The sequence below is a fragment of the Rhizobium sp. Leaf341 genome, from assembly GCF_001424325.1.
Taxonomy (GTDB): Bacteria; Pseudomonadota; Alphaproteobacteria; order Rhizobiales; family Rhizobiaceae; genus Ferranicluibacter.
Genome location: NZ_LMPE01000015.1, coordinates 204,160 through 221,366, shown reverse-complemented (window position 1 = coordinate 221,366; position 17,207 = coordinate 204,160). Strand labels below are relative to the sequence as shown.

Genomic DNA, 17,207 nt, shown 5'->3' with positions numbered 1-17,207 from the left:
GTCCGGGCCAAGAAGGCCGGGACCCCCCATTTAAACTTGAGCGGAAGTGCCCTATTGTGAAGGGACGATGCTTGGAAACGCCGGCGGTCTTCCCACGGTCTTCGGGAAGGCTAGTTGTCTTCGGGAAGGCTTGGCCTGCCGGGAGGCCCCCGCGGATCCGGAGAACCGGCCGCAGGCAAGAGCGGCCGTGAAGGAGTGCGACATGGTCGCCAGGACTGACATGATCATGGACATGCGCGCGAACGAGACCGTCAAGACGATGGACCCGATCTGGGACAGCCTGCAGGACGAGGCACGCCATGCCGCGCAGCAGGAGCCGATGCTGGCGGCGTTCCTCTATTCCACCATCATCAACCAGCGTTCGCTCGAAGAAAGCGTGATCCACCGAATCGGGCAGCGTCTCGACCACGCGGATCTCGATGCCAGCCTGCTGCGGCAGGCCTTTCTCGACATGGCGGCGGACTGGCCGGACTGGGCGAGCATCCTGCGCGTCGACATCCAGGCGGTCTATGACCGCGATCCTGCCTGCACCCGCTTCATGGAAGTCATCCTCTATTTCAAGGGCTTTCACGCGATCCAGACCCACCGGCTGGCGCACTGGCTGCTCCTGCGCGGGCGGCGCGACCTCGCGCTCTACCTGCAGAGCCGCTCCTCCTCCGTGTTCCAGACCGATATCAACCCGGGTGCCCGGATCGGCAAGGGCATCTTTCTCGACCATGCGACGGGCCTCGTGGTCGGCGAGACCGCCGTCATCGGCGACAACGTCTCGATCCTGCACGGCGTGACGCTGGGCGGCACCGGCAAGGAAGGCAGCGACCGGCATCCGAAGATCGGAAACGGCGTGCTGATCGGCGCGGGCGCCAAGATCCTCGGCAACATCCATGTCGGGCACTGCTCGCGCGTGGCGGCCGGCTCGGTCGTGCTGAAGCCCGTCCCGCCGAAGGTGACGGTGGCCGGCGTCCCGGCACGGGTGGTCGGCGAGGCCGGCTGCTCGGAACCGTCCCGCTCGATGGACCAGGTGCTGCAGAGCTTCGAGATCTGAGGCTGCGGTTCCCGCGTTCGCGACGGCGGGATCCGGATGATGCCGCGCGGGCGTGGACAGAGTGCCGCGGTTGGAACGGCTTGCCTCGTGCAGGGTTTACAGGTCTTGCGGCTTCATGAGAGAAGCGCCGCGCGTCCAATTGCTAGGAGACACGACTTGAAGCCTGAAGACATCAAGAAACTCGAAGCCTACTTCAAGCGCATTTTCAATCCGCAGATCGTCGTCAAGGCGCGTCCGAAGAAGGACGAGTCCGCCGAGGTCTATCTCGGCGACGAGTTCCTCGGGGTGGTGTTCCGCGATGAGGAAGACGGAGAACTGTCGTTCAGCTTCTCCATGGCGATCCTCGACATCGATCTCTGAGGATTTTCCCTCAACCATCTGGGATTGTTAGAGTTCTTGCCCGGCCGGCTTCTGCCCGCCGGGCTTTTTCGTCTGAGCCGCTGCCGGAAGAGCATCCTCATGTTGCACTGCACGCGTCAATCTTGACTTTCTTGTGCACTGCAACTAAGATGATCCCATCGAAAAACATTTGGAGGAATGCCATGTTCACCTTTTCCGATACGGGTTTTGCCGGCAAGGACGCTCTGGACACGATGACCAAGAGCTATGTCGCGATGACCAAGGGTTTCCAGGCGATTGCCATGGAAGCGGCCGACTATTCCAAGAAGAGCTTCGAGGACAGCGTCGCGCACATGCAGAAGCTGACCGGCGTGCGCAGCATCGAGGCGGTCGTCGAACTGCAGACCTCGTTCCTGAAGTCCTCCTACGAAGGCTATGTCTCGGAAGCCACGAAGATCGGGACCATGGTCACCGATCTCGCCAAGGACAGCTACAAGTCCTACGAAGCGCCGATGGCGCAGGCCGCCAACGCGGTGCAGACGGCAACCAAGGCCGCTGCCTCGGCCGCGAAGTCCGCCGCCGCCTGATCCCGTCCGGGGATCACGGATCCGCGATCGGCATCGCCCGACCTGTGACCCGCGATCTGCCATGAGACGGGGGCGCAGGCCTTCCAACAAAGAAAACCGGCTGCGGGCAACCGCTGCCGGTTTTTTCGTGCGTTCGCATCCCTATATCCGAGACAATCCTGCGTCCCCGAGGCGCTGCACCTGCTTGTTGCCCCCGCTTCCCGCAATGGGGCACGCGTCCCGTTCCGGTAAAAAACAGCAAACTTGAGCGCGGGGTTCGAATATCGTTGCAGTCGGGCCGAACGGGCTTAAAATCGACGCGGGACACACTATCTGTTGTGTCATGGAATGGTCGCAATGGGCTCCCAAGCTTTGCGATCCGACGAGGGAATGAAGACGAATGATCGCTCTGCCGATCCGGATGGCCGGGAGTGACGCGGGGAACGGCGATTCCAATCGCGGCACCTCGGTCATTACCCGGACGAAGACACAGACCAAGAAGCCGAGCCTGTACCGCGTGCTGCTTCTCAATGACGACTATACGCCGATGGAGTTCGTCATCCACGTGCTGGAACGGTTCTTCCAGAAGGATCACGAGGCGGCGACACTGATCATGCTGAGTGTCCACAAACACGGCGTCGGGGAATGCGGCGTCTTCACCTACGAAGTAGCCGAAACCAAAGTGACGCAGGTGATGGATTTCGCCCGCCAGCATCAGCACCCGCTGCAATGCGTCATGGAAAAGAAATGAGGATCCGACGTGCCAACATTTTCGACAAGCCTTGAAAAGGCGCTGCACCAGGCTCTCACGCTGGCCAACGAGCGCCACCACGAATATGCGACCCTCGAACACCTGCTGCTGGCGTTGATCGACGACGGCGACGCGGCCGCCGTCATGGGCGCCTGCAACGTCAATCTCGATGCCCTGCGCAAGACGGTGTCCGACTATGTCGACAACGAACTCGGCAACCTGATCACCGGCTATGACGAGGACAGCAAGCCGACGGCAGGCTTCCAGCGGGTGATCCAGCGCGCGGTGATCCACGTACAGTCGTCCGGTCGCGAAGAAGTGACGGGCGCCAATGTGCTCGTCGCGATCTTTGCCGAGCGCGAAAGCCATGCGGCGTATTTCCTGCAGGAGCAGGAGATGACGCGCTACGACGCTGTCAACTTCATCAGCCACGGCATCGGCAAGCGGCCGGGCTCTTCGGAAACGCGCACGCCGCGCGGAACCGACGAGACGGACGAGGCGCCGAAGGCTGCGCGCGAGCAGGACGAGGGCGGTCCGAAGAAGCCGCAGGACGCGCTGACGGCCTATTGCGTCAATCTCAACGAGAAGGCCAAGGTCGGCAAGATCGACCCGCTGATCGGACGCCACACCGAGGTCAATCGCACGATCCAGGTGCTGTGCCGCCGCTCCAAGAACAACCCGCTCTATGTGGGCGATCCGGGCGTGGGCAAGACGGCGATCGCCGAAGGTCTCGCCAAGCGCATCGTCGAGAAGAAGGTGCCGGAAGCGTTGCAGGACGCGACGATCTTCTCGCTCGACATGGGCACGCTGCTGGCCGGCACCCGTTACCGCGGCGACTTCGAGGAGCGTCTGAAGCAGGTCGTGAAGGAGCTCGAGGAGTATCCGGGCGCTGTGCTGTTCATCGACGAGATCCACACCGTCATCGGTGCCGGGGCGACGTCGGGCGGCGCGATGGATGCGTCGAACCTCTTGAAGCCGGCCTTGTCTTCGGGCGCGATCCGCTGCATCGGCTCGACCACCTACAAGGAATACCGCCAGTTCTTCGAAAAGGACCGGGCCTTGGTGCGCCGCTTCCAGAAGATCGACGTGGTGGAGCCGACCATCGACGACACGATCGAGATCATGAAGGGTCTGAAGCCCTATTTCGAGGACTATCACAAGCTGAAGTACTCCAACGAGGCGATCAAGTCGGCCGTCGAGCTTTCGGCCCGCTACATCAATGACCGCAAGCTGCCGGACAAGGCGATCGACGTGATCGACGAGACCGGTGCGGCCCAGATGCTGCTGCCGCTCAACAAGCGCCGCAAGCTGATCACCGAGAAGGAAATCGAGGCGACCATCGCGACGATGGCCCGCATTCCGCCCAAGACCGTTTCGAAGGACGACGAGACCGTTCTCGCCAACCTCGAAAAGGAACTGCGCTCGGTCGTCTACGGCCAGGATCTCGCCATCGAGGCGCTCTCCTCGGCCATCAAGCTGGCGCGGGCAGGCCTTCGCGAGCCCAACAAGCCGATCGGCTCCTATGTCTTCTCCGGCCCGACCGGCGTGGGCAAGACGGAGGTGGCCAAACAACTGGCGGCTTCGCTGGGTGTCGAGCTGCTGCGCTTCGACATGTCGGAATACATGGAACGCCATACGGTCTCGCGGCTGCTCGGCGCACCTCCCGGCTATGTCGGTTTCGACCAGGGCGGTCTCCTGACCGACGGCATCGATCAGCATCCGCATTCGGTGCTGCTGCTCGACGAGATCGAGAAGGCGCATCCGGACCTGTTCAACATCCTGCTGCAGGTCATGGATCACGGCCAGCTGACGGACCACAACGGCAAGAAGATCGACTTCCGCAACGTCATCCTGATCATGACGACCAATGCGGGCGCGTCCGACATGGCCAAGGCCGCCTTCGGCTTCGGCTCGTCCAAGCGCGAGGGCGAGGATGTGGAGGCGCTGAACCGCCTGTTCACGCCCGAGTTCCGCAACCGTCTGGATGCGGTGATCCCGTTCGGCTCGCTGCCGACGCCGGTCATCCATCAGGTCGTGCAGAAGTTCGTGATGCAGCTTGAAACCCAGCTGTCGGAGCGCAACGTCACGTTCGACCTGCACGAGGATGCGATCGCCTGGCTGTCCGACAAGGGCTACGACGAGAAGATGGGCGCCCGGCCGCTGTCCCGCGTGATCCAGGAGCACATCAAGAAGCCGCTCGCCGAAGAGATCCTGTTCGGCAAGCTCAAGAAGGGCGGCGTCGTCAAGGTGACGGTCGGCCCGAAGGCGGACGGCAAGAAGGGTCTCGTGCTCGAGACCATCTCGGAAACGGCCCGCATCAAGCCGAAGGCCGAGGTGGAGCAGAAGCCCCGCAAGCCGGCCCGTGCCGCCAAGGCCGAGATGGAAACCGTGGGTGCCGATACCGGCCCGAAGCCGAAGAAGGCCAAGGCCGACGACGCCGATACGACGGCGACGAACGGCTCGGTACCTGATTCTGGTGCCGACTCTGGTGCCGACTTGGGGACCGATCCGGCAACCGACGCGCCCCGCAAGGGCCGGACGGTGCCGAAGGTGCCGCGGAAGTAAGCTCGCGAGATCGAGACGGAGAGATGCCGGGCCCTGTGCCCGGCATTTTCATGTGCGGACGCCGTCGGGACAGCGGCACGTCTGGCGGTCATAAACCGGCCGGATGGCTTGACGCGGCAGCATCGCCGCGGCATTTCCACCGCCATGACGATCGGGCTTGCGCGTCGCCTCGGGGCGCTGCGGAGCGGGAAAGGGTGGCGTGGCATATTCGGACGACAGGGATGACGAGGGGACGGCGGGGTTCTGGTTTCTGAAAGGCATGCAAGGCATTTTCAGCCTGCCGGCGGCGATTCTGCTGATTTCCTTCGTCGGCTTCACGGCGTTTGCGCAGCAGTCCGGCGTGCCGGTCGATCAGGCCGTGTTCATGACCGGGATCGTGTGGGCGCTGCCCGCAAAGCTTATTCTCATCGGTTCGATCCAGTCCGGGGCCAACCTCCTGGCGGCCTTCGTCGCGGTGACGCTGTCGTCGATCCGGCTGATGCCGATGGTCGCGGCGCTGATCCCCGAGATCCGCGCGGAGAAGACGCGCACCTTCGTGCTGCTCATCGTGTCGCATCTGGTCGCGGTGACCGCCTGGGTGATGGCGATGGAACGGGTGCAGCATGTGCCGCGCCCCCACCGCGTCACCTATGTGCTCGGCCTCGGCATGACGCTCGTGCTTGCCAACATGGTCGTCGTCGGCACGCTGTACCAATATGTGGCGGAGTTTCCGCCGATCGTGGCCGGGTGCCTGTTCTTCCTGACACCGGTCTATTTCCTGGCCTCCATCTGGAGCTCGGCGCGGCATCCGGTCATCCATATCGCCCTCGTCGTCGGCCTGCTGCTCGGTCCGCTTGCGACCCTGTTCGCGCCCGATTTCGACCTGCTGCTCTCTGGCATCGTCGGAGGAACGCTCGCCTGGGGGCTCGACGTGGTGCGGCGTCGGCGGCTGGGGGCACGGGCATGAGGAGGGGATCCGCATGACCTGGCAACCGGACGCCTGGGGCTATGTCTTCATCGCCATCGCCGGCTTTCTCGCCACCGATATCTGGCGCTGGCTGGGGGTGATCGCCGGCCGGCGCCTGCGGGAGGATTCGGAGGTCCTCAACTGGGTGCGGGCCGTGGCCACCGCGCTGGTGGCGGGCGTCGTCTCCAAGCTCATCGTGTTTCCCACCGGCGTGCTCGAGGGTTCGCCGCTCTGGCTGCGCGTCGGTGCGATCGCGTTCGGGGCGCTCGCCTTCTTTCTCGGACGTCAGGTGCCGGCCATCGGCATCGCCTCGGCCATCGCCTTTCTGGGCACAGGGCTCTATCTTCTCGGCTTCTGACGCGCGACGCGCCGACACGACGAGAGCGGAGGCCCCATGGCCAGGAACACGTCCGGACCCATCGAAGAGCCGGGGATGGTGACGGGGCGGATCCCGCGCCGCGGCGGTCCGCCGGAGCAGCCCGCTGTGTCCATCGGGGCGGGCCCGATCCGGGACGAGACCGGTTCTATACCCGGCGGCCGAGGGCCGAGGCCCGCTTTCGCCTGCCTTCGCTGGCTCGTTCTCGCCGGGCTGGCGGCGCTGCTCGTCGTCGTCAATCCGCTGGCGGACCGGGCGGCCGAGTACAATCGCGACGTGACGATCGGCAGCACGGCGCTCTACGGCACGCTGCGGGTGATGAATTCGGTGATGAGCGTCGCCAAGGACGCCGATGTCACGGGGGGCGTCGGGGTCGCCTCGGTGACCGCGAGCCCGGGGCAACTGCTGCAGCCGGTGACGAACACGATCGACCGGATGGCCGACCTCCTGTTCTGGCTGGCGATCGTCTCGGGCGTCCTGTCGACACTGTTCCTGCCGGTGGCCAAGGTGGCCGCGATCGGCCTTGCCGGCGTGTCCGTCCTGCGGGCGGGCGCGAGCCTTTCGCGGCGGGCTCTGCCGCGGGCGGTGGATCGGGTGGCGCGGGCGGTGCTGACGCTCTGCCTTCTCGGCGCGGTCGTGCTGCCGCTGTCCTACGCCGTCGCCTTCCATGCGGGCGCCCGCATGACCGACGAGGCCTGGCGGTCGGCGACGGGGGTGTTCGACCGGATCAATGCGGACTACGATGCGGAGGCGGTGGGACAGATCGACGCGCTCCGGGACAGTCAGGTGCCGGCCGCACCGCCCGCGACACCGGATACGAGCTTCCTCGGGCGACTGGGCTCCGCCGTCGACCAGTCGCAGTCGGCCATTTCCGGCACGGTGTCGGCGGCCTCCGGGCTGGTGACGTCTTTGACCGAAGGCGTTGCGGCCAAGACCAAGGTCATCACGGACGGCATCGCGATCTCCTCGGACCTTTTCACGGCCTCGATCGCGATCGCCGTGTCCTATCTCGTCAAGATCCTCGTCATGCCGCTGCTTATCCTTGCCGCCGCGCTCTATCTCATGCGCGCGGCGTTCCGGTAGGCAGGGCGGCCCGGCTGCGGCCGGACGTCATGCATCAAAACAAGACGTTAAGCGCGTTGCGTTGATCCTTTTTCACGCAACGCGCTTCAGGGCGTTGCGGAGCTTTTCGGCGTTGGCCTTGAGGATGTCGGGATCTTCCATGGTGCCGGAATGGGCGCGCATCGGCTGGCCGTCGTGGCGCGGGATGACGTGGACATGCAGGTGGAAGACGGACTGGCCGGCGGGGGCCTCGTTGAACTGCAGGATGGTGATGCCGTCGGCGGAAAAGGCCGTCTTCGAGGCGATGGCGACCTTCTGCACGGCCGCGATCAGCGCGGGCAGGGTGGCGGGGTCGGCGTCCAGCAGATTGCGCGACGGCGCTTTCGGCACGACGAGCGCATGGCCATCCGCCTGCGGCATGACGTCCATGAAGGCGATGACGGCCTCGTCCTCATAGACCGTGTGGGCGGGGATCTCGCCGCGCAGGATTTTGGCGAAGATGTTGCTGGTGTCGTAAACGCTCATGGCAGGGTCCTCGTATCGTTCAGCTGTCGGTTTCCCCATCCTGCCGCTCGCCCTTCCGGAACGGGCTGTGCTCGGTGAGGATGTCGCCCATGGCTTCCACGTCGAGGCGTTCACGCTCGAGATAGTCGGCCACGGCGCGCTTGAGGCCGGGATGGGTGAAGAAATGGGCGGAGTGGGTGGTGACGGGAAGGTAGCCCCGGGCGAGCTTGTGCTCCCCTTGCGCGCCGGCCTCCACCCGCTTCAGGCCGCGGGAAATCGCAAAGTCGATGGCCTGGTGGTAGCAGACCTCGAAATGCAGGAAGGGGTGATCCTCGATCGCGCCCCAGTGGCGACCGTAGAGCGCGTCGCCGCCGATGAAGTTGATGGCGCCGGCGACATAGCGGCCCTCGCGCTTGGCCATGACGAGAAGGATGTCCTCGGCCATGCGCTCCGAGATCAGCGAGTAGAAGGCGCGCGTGAGATAGGGCCGGCCCCATTTGCGGCTGCCGGTGTCCATGTAGAAGCGGAAGAACTGGTCCCAGATCTCTTCGGTCAGATCGCTGCCGGTCAGCCAGTCCACCGTGATGCCGTTTTCCAGCGCGGCGCGGCGCTCCTTCTTCAGCGCCTTGCGCTTGCGCGAGGCGAGCGTCGCGAGAAAATCGTCATGGCTGCCGTAGCCGTCATTGGTGAAGTGGAACTGCTGGTCGGTGCGATGCAGGAAGTCGGCGTCCTCGAAGGTGGGGATCTCGGCTTCCGGCACGAAGGTCACATGGGCGGACGAGACCTTGTGGCGACGGGCAAGCTCCGTCAGGCCGGTCGCGAGTGCCATCTGCACGGCCTCCGGCGCGAAGGGCTCGGTGGTGGCCAGAAGGCGCGGGCCGGTCGCCGGCGTGAAGGGCACGGAGCTCTGGAGTTTGGGATAATAGCGACCGCCCGCCCGCTCGAGCGCGTCGGCCCAGCCATGGTCGAACACATATTCGCCCTGGCTGTGATTCTTGAGGTAGCAGACCAGCGCACCGGCGAGCGTCCCCGCCTCGTCCTGCAGCAGGAGATGCTGGCCGAGCCAGCCGGTTTCGGCCGTGGCCGAGCCGCTGTCCTCGAGCGCCGAGAGGTAGGCATAGGACACGAAGGGATTGTAGGGCACCGCCGCAGTGGCGGATGCCCTCGTCGTGCCGATCAGCCGGTCCCAATCGGCCTTGTCGATGTCCTTGAACGAGGTCTCGATGCGGATGCTGACGTCGTCTGCCATGCGCTAGGCCACCAGATCCCCGGTTGTCCGCGTACGCGGCGCGAAGCCCTCGAACGTCATCTGGTCGGCGTGGAGAAAGGTGTAGTCCGCCGCATCCTCGTCGCGCACCGTCCAGGTGATCACCGTCCGGCCGGCGTCACGCTGGGCGGAGATGAACGGGTTGGGCAGGTTGCCGTAATAATAGGAGATGAAATCGAGCCCCAGCGCCATGGCTTCCTCGTGCAGCGCAAACTCTTCCGGCCGGGCGCCTTCCGCGGTCAGGCCGAGGGGGAAGCGCGAATCGAGCGCCGCGAGGTCCTTCAGGAGCCAGTGGTCGAAGCTCATGAGGGCGACCGGGCCGTCATAGGTTTCAAGGCTCTCCACGACGGCATCGGCGAACCCCTCGTCGTCGCCCCGGCGACCCTTCAGTTCCAGCACCAGGGGGACCCGGCCCCTGACGAGGCGCAGGAGCTGGGCAAGCGAGGGGACGCGATCGGCCGTGTTGCCGATGGAGAAGAGACCGAGCTCGCCGACGGTCTTCAGCCGGATGTCGCCCTCGACGCCGCAGAGGCGCTTCATGTCGTCATCGTGGAACACCACGGGCACGCCGTCGGCCGTGTAGTGAAGGTCGCACTCGATGGCGTAGCCGTGATCGATGGCGCGCTGGAAAGCCGAGAGGGTGTTTTCCCAGATCGCATTGTTCATGTCGTGATAGCCGCGATGGGCGATCGGCTGGGCCTTGAGGAAGGCCGTGTCCTTGATCGGTCGGGTCGCCGGCATCGCCATCACGCGATCTCGATGACCGCGTCGATCTCGACGGCGGCGTTGAAGGGCAGGCCGGCCATGCCGACGGCAGCGCGGGCATGGACGCCGGCTTCGCCGAGGATGGTGACGATCAGGTTGGACGCGCCGTTCATGACGAGGTGCTGCTCGGTGAAGCCCGGCGCAGAGGCGATGAAGCCGTTGAGCTTGACGATGCGGCGGATACGGCCGAGATCGCCGCCGAGAGCGGCTTTCGCCTGTGCAAGCACGTTGATGGCGCAGAGTTCGGCCGCGCGCTGGGCGGCGGTCACGTCCACATCAGCGCCGACCAGGCCGAGCACGGCGACCTTGCCGTTCTCCATCGGCAGCTGGCCGGAGATGTAGAGGTGCTGGCCACTGATGACGAAGGGAACGTAGTTTGCGGCCGGGGCTGCGGCCACCGGCAGGGTGATGCCGAGCTGCTCGATGCGGGCTTCGATTTCTGCGGACATGGATGTCTCCGGACAATATTGTAATCTCATGAGGAATGCGTCATGCACGTCTCTCTTCGATGCGGGGATAACGATCCGACGCCTCGCTTTCGACGCATGTTTCAATATAGCATCGCGCGTCGATCCAACAGGAGCTATTGGATGTTTCGTTCAGGCATGACCCGCGTCTTCGTGGTCTCCGCAGCGTTTCTCGGGACGACGGCGGTCGGGATGGAGAACGCCTCGGCGAACATCCTGGTTCCGCACCGGGCGGTATACGATCTGGAGCTCAAGGATTCGTCCGAACGCTCCGGCATTTCCAGCATGTATGGCCGCATGGTCTACGAGTTCAACGGATCGGCCTGCGACGGCTATACGGTGAGCTTCCGCTTCGTGACCAAGGTGGACACCGGCGAGGACGTGCGCCTGACGGACCAGCAGACGACCACCTTCGAGGACCTGAAGAGCGGCAACTTCCGCTTTCTCACGCGGTCCTTCACCGACGAGAAGCTGGATAAGGAAGTGCGCGGGCTCGCCCATGACGCCAAGGACGGCGTGCGGGTGGACCTGAGTGCGCCGGACAAGCGGGAGGTCGATCTCGCCCACAGCCTGTTTCCGACCGAGCATATGCTGGAGGTGATCGACCGGGCGAAGCGCGGCGACAAGATCTTCGAATCGCGGATCTTTGACGGCTCCGACAGCGGCGACAAGACGCTGGTGACGACGACCCTGGTCGGCGCGCAGCACCAGCCCAAGGCCAGCGACGAGGATGCCGACGTCGGCAAGGCCGGCGTGATGGCGCAGAAACCCTACTGGCCGGTGACGATCTCCTATTTCAACGACGAGGCGACCGGCGATGCCGTGCCGATCTACCGCATGGCCTTCAAGCTTTACGAGAACGGCATCACGCGCGACCTGACCATGGACTATGGCGACTTCGTGCTCAGCGGCAAGCTGGCCAATCTCGAAATGTTCAAGCAGGGCGGCGAGGGGACCTGCAAGTAGGACCTGAAAGTAGGCCCGGCAAGTAGGACCTGAAAGGAGGCTGCAAGTCAGTCGGCCGCCCGCACCGGCAGAATTGCCGGCCGGCTTGCGCCTTTTTCCTTGATATCCGCGGCGTCCCGCTGTATGGCGGGCCGCATTCCACACGTGGGGTCTGGGACGTTTCGGGAGACATCCGTTGCGTTCCGCCCGGTGGCAGGTTCACCCGAACCTGCTGTTTTCCCCACGGAGGTTCAACCGGAAAAGGATAAACGGCATGGCATTGCCCGATTTCAGCATGCGCCAGCTTCTTGAAGCTGGTGTTCACTTCGGCCACCAGACTCACCGCTGGAACCCGAAGATGAAGCCCTACATCTTCGGCGAACGGTCCAACGTTCACATCATCGACCTGGCACAGACCGTGCCCATGCTGTCGCGCGCCCTTCAGGCCGTCAGCGACACGGTTGCCAAGGGCGGCCGCGTTCTCTTCGTCGGCACCAAGCGCCAGGCGTCGGAAATCATCGCCGACAGCGCCAAGCGTTCGGCCCAGTACTACGTCAACGCCCGCTGGCTCGGCGGCATGATGACGAACTGGAAGACGATCTCCAACTCGATCCAGCGCCTGCGCAAGCTCGACGAGATCCTCGCATCCGACGCTTCGGGCTTCACCAAGAAGGAACGCCTGAACCTCGAGCGCGAGCGCGAAAAGCTCAACCGCGCCCTCGGCGGTATCCGCGACATGGGCGGCGTTCCCGACCTGATGTTCATCATCGACACCAACAAGGAGTCGATCGCGATCGAAGAAGCCAAGCGTCTTGGCATCCCGGTCGTCGCCGTCATCGACTCGAACTGCGATCCGGACCAGATCGATTACGCGATCCCCGGCAATGACGACGCCTCGCGCGCCATCTCGCTCTATTGCGACCTGATCGCCCGTGCCGCTCTCGACGGCATCGCCCGTCAGCAGGGCGCGTCCGGCCGCGACCTCGGCGCTGCCAGCGACCTGCCGCTCGAGCCGGCTCTGGAAGAAGAAGCCGTCGCCGCCGACGCCTGATCCAGCTGAACGATCACGGCCGGTTCCCCGACAAGGGGGGGGCCGGTCGAGACCTATTTTCCGGGGCCGTTTGCGACTGATGGAGTGGACGGCCCCGCATCTTTTCGAGGAGACCGCCGTTGCGCGGCGGGTCCACATCGGGTGAGATTGTTCATCACGATGTCATCTTGAGGGGGCACACCCTCACACACTTTCCGGACACCGCCGCTCGATCGCATCTGAGCGCACCGGACGAGAGACAGAAAGAGGCCAAGACGATGACGACCATTACTGCAGCAATGGTGAAGGAACTGCGCGAGAAGTCGGGCGCAGGCATGATGGATTGCAAGAAGGCACTGGGCGAAACCAACGGCGACATGGAAGCCGCGATCGACTGGCTGCGCGCCAAGGGCATCGCCAAGGCCGACAAGAAGTCGGGCCGCACGGCCGCCGAAGGCCTGATCGGCATCACCAGCGCCGGCACCAAGGCCGTCGTCATCGAGGTCAACTCCGAAACCGACTTCGTGGCCCGCAACGACGCCTTCCAGGACCTGGTCCGCGGCTTTGCCAAGGTCGCCGTCAACACGGACGGCACGGTCGATGCGATCAACGCCGCCACCTATCCGGCCACCGGCAAGTCGGTTTCCGACAGCATCAAGGACGCGATCGGCACGATCGGCGAGAACATGACGCTGCGCCGTGCCGCTCTGCTCTCGGTCGAGGACGGCGTCGTCGCCACCTACATCCACAACGCCGTTACCGAAGGCCTCGGCAAGCTCGGCGTTCTCGTCGCGCTGAAGTCGACCGGCGACAAGGAAGCGCTGAACGCCATCGGCCGCCAGGTTGCCATGCACATCGCTGCGACCAACCCGCTCGCCATTCGCTCGACGGAAGTCGATCCGGCGGTCGCCGAGCGCGAGCGCAACGTGTTCATCGAGCAGTCGCGCGCTTCGGGCAAGCCGGACAACATCATCGAGAAGATGGTCGACGGCCGCATGCGCAAGTTCTTCGAGGAAGTGGCGCTTCTCAGCCAGGCCTTCGTCATGAACCCCGACCTCACGGTCGAGGCTGCCATCAAGGACGCCGAGAAGACGGTCGGCGCGCCGATCGAAATCACCGGCATGGCACGCCTCCTGCTCGGCGAAGGCGTCGAGAAGGAAGAGAGCGATTTCGCAGCCGAAGTGGCCGCTGTCGCCAAGGGCTGATTCTTCTTTGACATCCGACAAAACGGAAGGGCATCGCGTGGACAACGCGGTGCCCTTCGTGTATCCGGCTTGACGCAACCGGCGTCCAACCGGCTTGACGCAACCGGCGTCCAATTGGTTCGACGCAACCCGGCGTCAAACCGGCTTGACGCAACCGGCGTCCGGCCTTGGCGGCACGCGAAGGCGTCTGTCCTGCACGACGCGAAGGCGGTATCCGGCCGCCCGATTGCTGGAACGCGATGCTGCCCTCGGGTGCCGCGTTCTCGACCCAAACCGCGCGCCGGACCCCCCGGGCGTGCACCACGACAGGAGTGACGATGTCGGCCGAACCGCTCTATAAACGCGTGCTTTTGAAGGCCTCCGGCGAAGCGCTGATGGGCAACCAGGGCTTCGGCATCGACGTCACGGTCGTTGATCGGATCGCATCCGACATCGCAGCTGCCCGCGCCATGGGCGTCGAGGTGGGCGTGGTCGTCGGCGGCGGCAACATCTTTCGCGGCGTCGCTGTCGCGTCCAAGGGCGGCGACCGCGTCACGGGCGACCACATGGGCATGCTCGCGACCGTCATCAACGCGCTGGCGCTCGCAACATCGCTGCGCAAGCTCGACATCGACACGGTCGTGCTCTCGGCCATCGCGATGCCGGAAATCTGCGAGAGTTTTTCCCAGCGCGCGACGCTGTTCCATCTCTCGCTCGGCCGCGTGGTGATCTTCGCCGGCGGCACGGGCAACCCGTTCTTCACGACCGATTCGGCCGCCGCCCTTCGCGCGGCCGAAATGGGCGCGCAGGCCATCTTCAAGGGTACTCAGGTCGATGGCATCTACTCGGCCGATCCGAAGAAGGATCCGACGGCCACCCGGTTCGAGCGGCTGACCCACAGCGAGGTGCTGGACAAGGGGCTCGCCGTCATGGACGTGTCCGCCGTAGCGCTGGCGCGCGAGAACAGCATCCCGATCATCGTCTTCTCGATCCACGAGAAGGGCGGGTTCACCGATATCCTGACGGGCGGCGGCCGCGCCACCATCGTCACCGACAACTGAAAGAGCGGCCAACAGACGGCGGACGGTTCTGCGCAAGCGGGAGCACGCCGATCGAGCACGGAGAAGCAAGATGAGTGAAGGTATCGACCTCAACGACCTGAAGCGCCGCATGGACGGCGCGATCACCGCCTTCAAGAACGACATCGCGTCGCTGCGGACGGGGCGGGCCTCGGCCAACGTTCTCGACCCGGTGATGGTGGAAGCCTATGGCTCGCGCGTGCCGCTCAACCAGGTGGCCAACATCACCGTGCCCGAGCCGCGCATGCTCGGCGTGTCGATCTGGGACCGCTCGATGGTCAACGCTGTGGACCGCGCGATTCGCGAATCCAACCTCGGCCTCAACCCGATCATGGACGGCCAGACGCTGCGCATCCCGCTGCCGGAGCTCAACGAGGAGCGCCGCCGCTCGCTGGTGAAGGTCGCGCACGACTATGCCGAAAAGAGCAAGGTGGCGATTCGTCACGTGCGGCGCGACGGCATGGACAATCTCAAGAAGGCGGAGAAGGACGGCACGATCGGCCAGGATATCAGCCGCATCCAGTCGGAAAAGGTCCAGAAGATGACCGACGAGATGATTTCCGACGTCGATCGCTTGCTCGCCGACAAGGAAAAGGAAATCATGCAGGTCTAGTCTGCATCCTTTCGTTTTCTCCTCTCCGCGAAGTCAGGCCGTCCATGTCCGATCCGTCCGTCAGAACGCTTCCCGCGCATGTCGCCATCATCATGGACGGCAATGGCCGTTGGGCCGCCCGGCGCGGCCTGCCGCGGACCATGGGGCACCGCAAGGGTGTCGAGGCTGTCCGCGAGACGGTGCGCGCCGCCGGTGCGCTCGGCATCCGCTACCTCACGCTGTACGCCTTCTCCTCGGAAAACTGGAGCCGGCCGGAGCCGGAGGTCAACGACCTCATGGGGCTTCTCAAGGTGTTCATCCGGCGGGACCTGGCCGAACTGCACCGGCAGAACGTGCGCATCCGCATCATCGGCGACCGATCGAACCTGCGCAGCGACGTGCTGCCGCTGCTGCTGGAGGCGGAGGAAACCACGCGCAACAACACCGGCACCACGGTCTGCATCGCTTTCAACTACGGATCGCGCGACGAGATTGCCCGGGCCGTGCAGACCCTGGCCGTGGACGTTGCCGCGGGCCGGCTGAGCCCCGAGGCGATCACGCCTGCGATGATCGCGAGCCGGCTCGATACGGCCGGCATCCCCGATCCCGACCTCGTCATCCGGACGAGCGGCGAAGAGCGGCTGTCCAACTTCCTGCTCTGGCAATCGGCCTATTCCGAATTCGTCTTCCTGCCGGAATACTGGCCGGACTTCGACCGGGCCATGCTGATGCGGGCGATCGACACCTACCGCCGGCGCGAGCGCCGTTTCGGCAATGTCACGCCCGGCGCCGAGCCCGCCTCTTCCGACGCGTCCGCCTCCACGCCGCCGACCAGCTTCGCGGTCGGTTCGTGATGAGCCGCGAACTTCGTCTCCGGATCATCTCCGGCATCGTGCTTGCAGCGGTCGCACTTGGCGACACCTGGATCGGCGGCCCCGCCTTTGCGATCCTGTCCGGCATCATCGGCCTTGCCGTCTGGCACGAGTGGACCAGCATGACGCGGATCGCTGCGGGCGACCGCGGCGCCTATCTCGCCGGCTGGGCCGTGCAGGCGGTCGTCGCCGTGCTCATCATCGGCGGCGGCGACGAATATGCGCTGCCCATCCTCATCCTCGCCTCGATCGTCGCGATCGTCTGGTCGCGGTTCCACGGCCGGGGCTGGTGGCTGCCGGGGGGCGTGGCCTATGCCGGGATGACGACGATCTCGCTCGCCACGATCCGCGACGATACCCAGGTCGGCTTTGTCGCCATGCTCTTCGTCTTTTCCGTCGTGTGGGCGACCGACATTCTCGCCTTCTTCTTCGGACGCGCGATCGGCGGCCCGAAGCTGGCGCCGAGCATCTCACCGGGCAAGACCTGGTCGGGCGCAATCGGCGGCACCGTCTCGGGCACTGTGGCCGGCACCGCGGTCTATGCCGCCTATTTCCCGCTCGAAGACGCGCGCATTCCGCTCGTCGCCCTTGTCCTGTCGATCGCCAGCCAGTGCGGCGACCTCTTCGAATCCTACGTCAAGCGCCGCTGCGGCGTGAAGGACAGCGGCCGCCTCATTCCCGGCCATGGCGGGGTCTGGGACCGGGTGGACGGGCTCGTCGTCGCCTGCTTCGCCGCCCTGATCATCGCGCTCGGCGAGGCGATGACGGGCGCCGGCGGTCGGATCGGGGCCCTGCTGCTCGGGCTCTGACGGCGCGACGGCGCCAGCTCTCCGCGCGGGGAGCCGCGCGCCGCGC

19 protein-coding genes are annotated in these 17,207 nt (G+C 65.0%); 15 read left to right on the top strand and 4 right to left on the bottom strand.

Annotated elements, in window-relative coordinates; translation table 11 throughout:
- The first annotated feature begins 202 nt into the window (after positions 1 to 202).
- The 8 genes from cysE (at position 203) to ASG03_RS15860 (ending at position 7,668) form a co-directional block, all read left to right on the top strand.
- A complete protein-coding gene (cysE, locus tag ASG03_RS15895) occupies positions 203 to 1,042 on the top strand; it encodes a serine O-acetyltransferase (RefSeq protein WP_062694462.1) in 840 nt (279 codons plus the stop codon).
- Positions 1,043 to 1,198: 156 nt separating this feature from the next.
- Positions 1,199 to 1,402, top strand: a complete 204-nt coding sequence (locus ASG03_RS15890) for a DUF3126 family protein (protein WP_062473820.1) — start codon at positions 1,199 to 1,201, stop codon at positions 1,400 to 1,402.
- 182 nt (positions 1,403 to 1,584) lie between these two features.
- Positions 1,585 to 1,968 carry a phasin family protein gene (locus tag ASG03_RS15885; protein ID WP_062473817.1) on the top strand — a complete coding sequence of 128 codons (384 nt, stop codon included), beginning with the start codon at positions 1,585 to 1,587 and terminating at the stop codon, positions 1,966 to 1,968.
- Positions 1,969 to 2,347: 379 nt separating this feature from the next.
- Positions 2,348 to 2,698 (top strand): ATP-dependent Clp protease adapter ClpS, encoded by a 351-nt coding sequence (clpS, locus tag ASG03_RS15880; RefSeq protein ID WP_062473815.1) that lies wholly within the window; start codon positions 2,348 to 2,350, stop codon positions 2,696 to 2,698.
- A gap of 9 nt (positions 2,699 to 2,707) precedes the next feature.
- Positions 2,708 to 5,263 carry an ATP-dependent Clp protease ATP-binding subunit ClpA gene (clpA, locus tag ASG03_RS15875; RefSeq protein WP_062694460.1) on the top strand — a complete coding sequence of 852 codons (2,556 nt, stop codon included), beginning with the start codon at positions 2,708 to 2,710 and terminating at the stop codon, positions 5,261 to 5,263.
- Positions 5,264 to 5,522: 259 nt separating this feature from the next.
- Positions 5,523 to 6,209, top strand: a complete 687-nt coding sequence (locus ASG03_RS15870; RefSeq protein ID WP_062695234.1) for an AzlC family ABC transporter permease — start codon at positions 5,523 to 5,525, stop codon at positions 6,207 to 6,209.
- A 13-nt stretch (positions 6,210 to 6,222) separates the two neighbouring features.
- Positions 6,223 to 6,567 (top strand): AzlD domain-containing protein, encoded by a 345-nt coding sequence (locus ASG03_RS15865; RefSeq protein ID WP_062473811.1) that lies wholly within the window; start codon positions 6,223 to 6,225, stop codon positions 6,565 to 6,567.
- A 36-nt stretch (positions 6,568 to 6,603) separates the two neighbouring features.
- Positions 6,604 to 7,668 carry a hypothetical protein gene (locus tag ASG03_RS15860; protein WP_062694458.1) on the top strand — a complete coding sequence of 355 codons (1,065 nt, stop codon included), beginning with the start codon at positions 6,604 to 6,606 and terminating at the stop codon, positions 7,666 to 7,668.
- A gap of 72 nt (positions 7,669 to 7,740) precedes the next feature.
- Here ASG03_RS15860 and ASG03_RS15855 read toward each other — a convergent pair whose 3' ends face one another.
- The 4 genes from ASG03_RS15855 to ASG03_RS15840 are packed head-to-tail and all read right to left on the bottom strand — an operon-like array spanning position 7,741 to position 10,632.
- Positions 7,741 to 8,172: an HIT family protein gene (locus ASG03_RS15855; protein ID WP_062694456.1), complete on the bottom strand. Its 432-nt coding sequence runs from the start codon at positions 8,170 to 8,172 to the stop codon at positions 7,741 to 7,743.
- A gap of 19 nt (positions 8,173 to 8,191) precedes the next feature.
- Positions 8,192 to 9,400: a GNAT family N-acetyltransferase gene (locus ASG03_RS15850; RefSeq protein ID WP_062694454.1), complete on the bottom strand. Its 1,209-nt coding sequence runs from the start codon at positions 9,398 to 9,400 to the stop codon at positions 8,192 to 8,194.
- 3 nt (positions 9,401 to 9,403) lie between these two features.
- A complete protein-coding gene (locus ASG03_RS15845; RefSeq protein ID WP_156379760.1) occupies positions 9,404 to 10,141 on the bottom strand; it encodes a glycerophosphodiester phosphodiesterase in 738 nt (245 codons plus the stop codon).
- A gap of 23 nt (positions 10,142 to 10,164) precedes the next feature.
- A complete protein-coding gene (locus tag ASG03_RS15840; RefSeq protein WP_062473803.1) occupies positions 10,165 to 10,632 on the bottom strand; it encodes a RidA family protein in 468 nt (155 codons plus the stop codon).
- A gap of 141 nt (positions 10,633 to 10,773) precedes the next feature.
- Here ASG03_RS15840 and ASG03_RS15835 point away from each other — a divergent pair, with 141 nt between their 5' ends.
- From ASG03_RS15835 to ASG03_RS15805, 7 genes are all read left to right on the top strand, one after another.
- Positions 10,774 to 11,616 carry a cell envelope integrity EipB family protein gene (locus ASG03_RS15835; protein ID WP_062694452.1) on the top strand — a complete coding sequence of 281 codons (843 nt, stop codon included), beginning with the start codon at positions 10,774 to 10,776 and terminating at the stop codon, positions 11,614 to 11,616.
- Between the two features lie 253 nt (positions 11,617 to 11,869).
- Positions 11,870 to 12,646: a 30S ribosomal protein S2 gene (rpsB, locus tag ASG03_RS15830; protein WP_062694450.1), complete on the top strand. Its 777-nt coding sequence runs from the start codon at positions 11,870 to 11,872 to the stop codon at positions 12,644 to 12,646.
- A gap of 257 nt (positions 12,647 to 12,903) precedes the next feature.
- Entirely contained in the window at positions 12,904 to 13,830 is a 927-nt protein-coding gene (gene tsf / locus ASG03_RS15825) for a translation elongation factor Ts (RefSeq protein ID WP_062473797.1), read from the top strand.
- A gap of 317 nt (positions 13,831 to 14,147) precedes the next feature.
- The gene (gene pyrH / locus ASG03_RS15820; protein WP_062473795.1) at positions 14,148 to 14,870 is read left to right on the top strand and encodes a UMP kinase; all 723 of its coding nucleotides are present in this window, start codon (positions 14,148 to 14,150) and stop codon (positions 14,868 to 14,870) included.
- A 70-nt stretch (positions 14,871 to 14,940) separates the two neighbouring features.
- Positions 14,941 to 15,501 carry a ribosome recycling factor gene (gene frr, locus ASG03_RS15815; RefSeq protein ID WP_062601073.1) on the top strand — a complete coding sequence of 187 codons (561 nt, stop codon included), beginning with the start codon at positions 14,941 to 14,943 and terminating at the stop codon, positions 15,499 to 15,501.
- Positions 15,502 to 15,545: 44 nt separating this feature from the next.
- On the top strand, positions 15,546 to 16,334 hold the full coding sequence (locus ASG03_RS15810; RefSeq protein ID WP_062694448.1) for an isoprenyl transferase: 789 nt from the start codon (positions 15,546 to 15,548) through the stop codon (positions 16,332 to 16,334).
- Positions 16,334 to 17,161: a phosphatidate cytidylyltransferase gene (locus ASG03_RS15805; protein WP_062694446.1), complete on the top strand. Its 828-nt coding sequence runs from the start codon at positions 16,334 to 16,336 to the stop codon at positions 17,159 to 17,161. Before ASG03_RS15810 ends, ASG03_RS15805 begins: the two co-directional genes overlap by 1 nt.
- Positions 17,162 to 17,207: the final 46 nt, after the last annotated feature.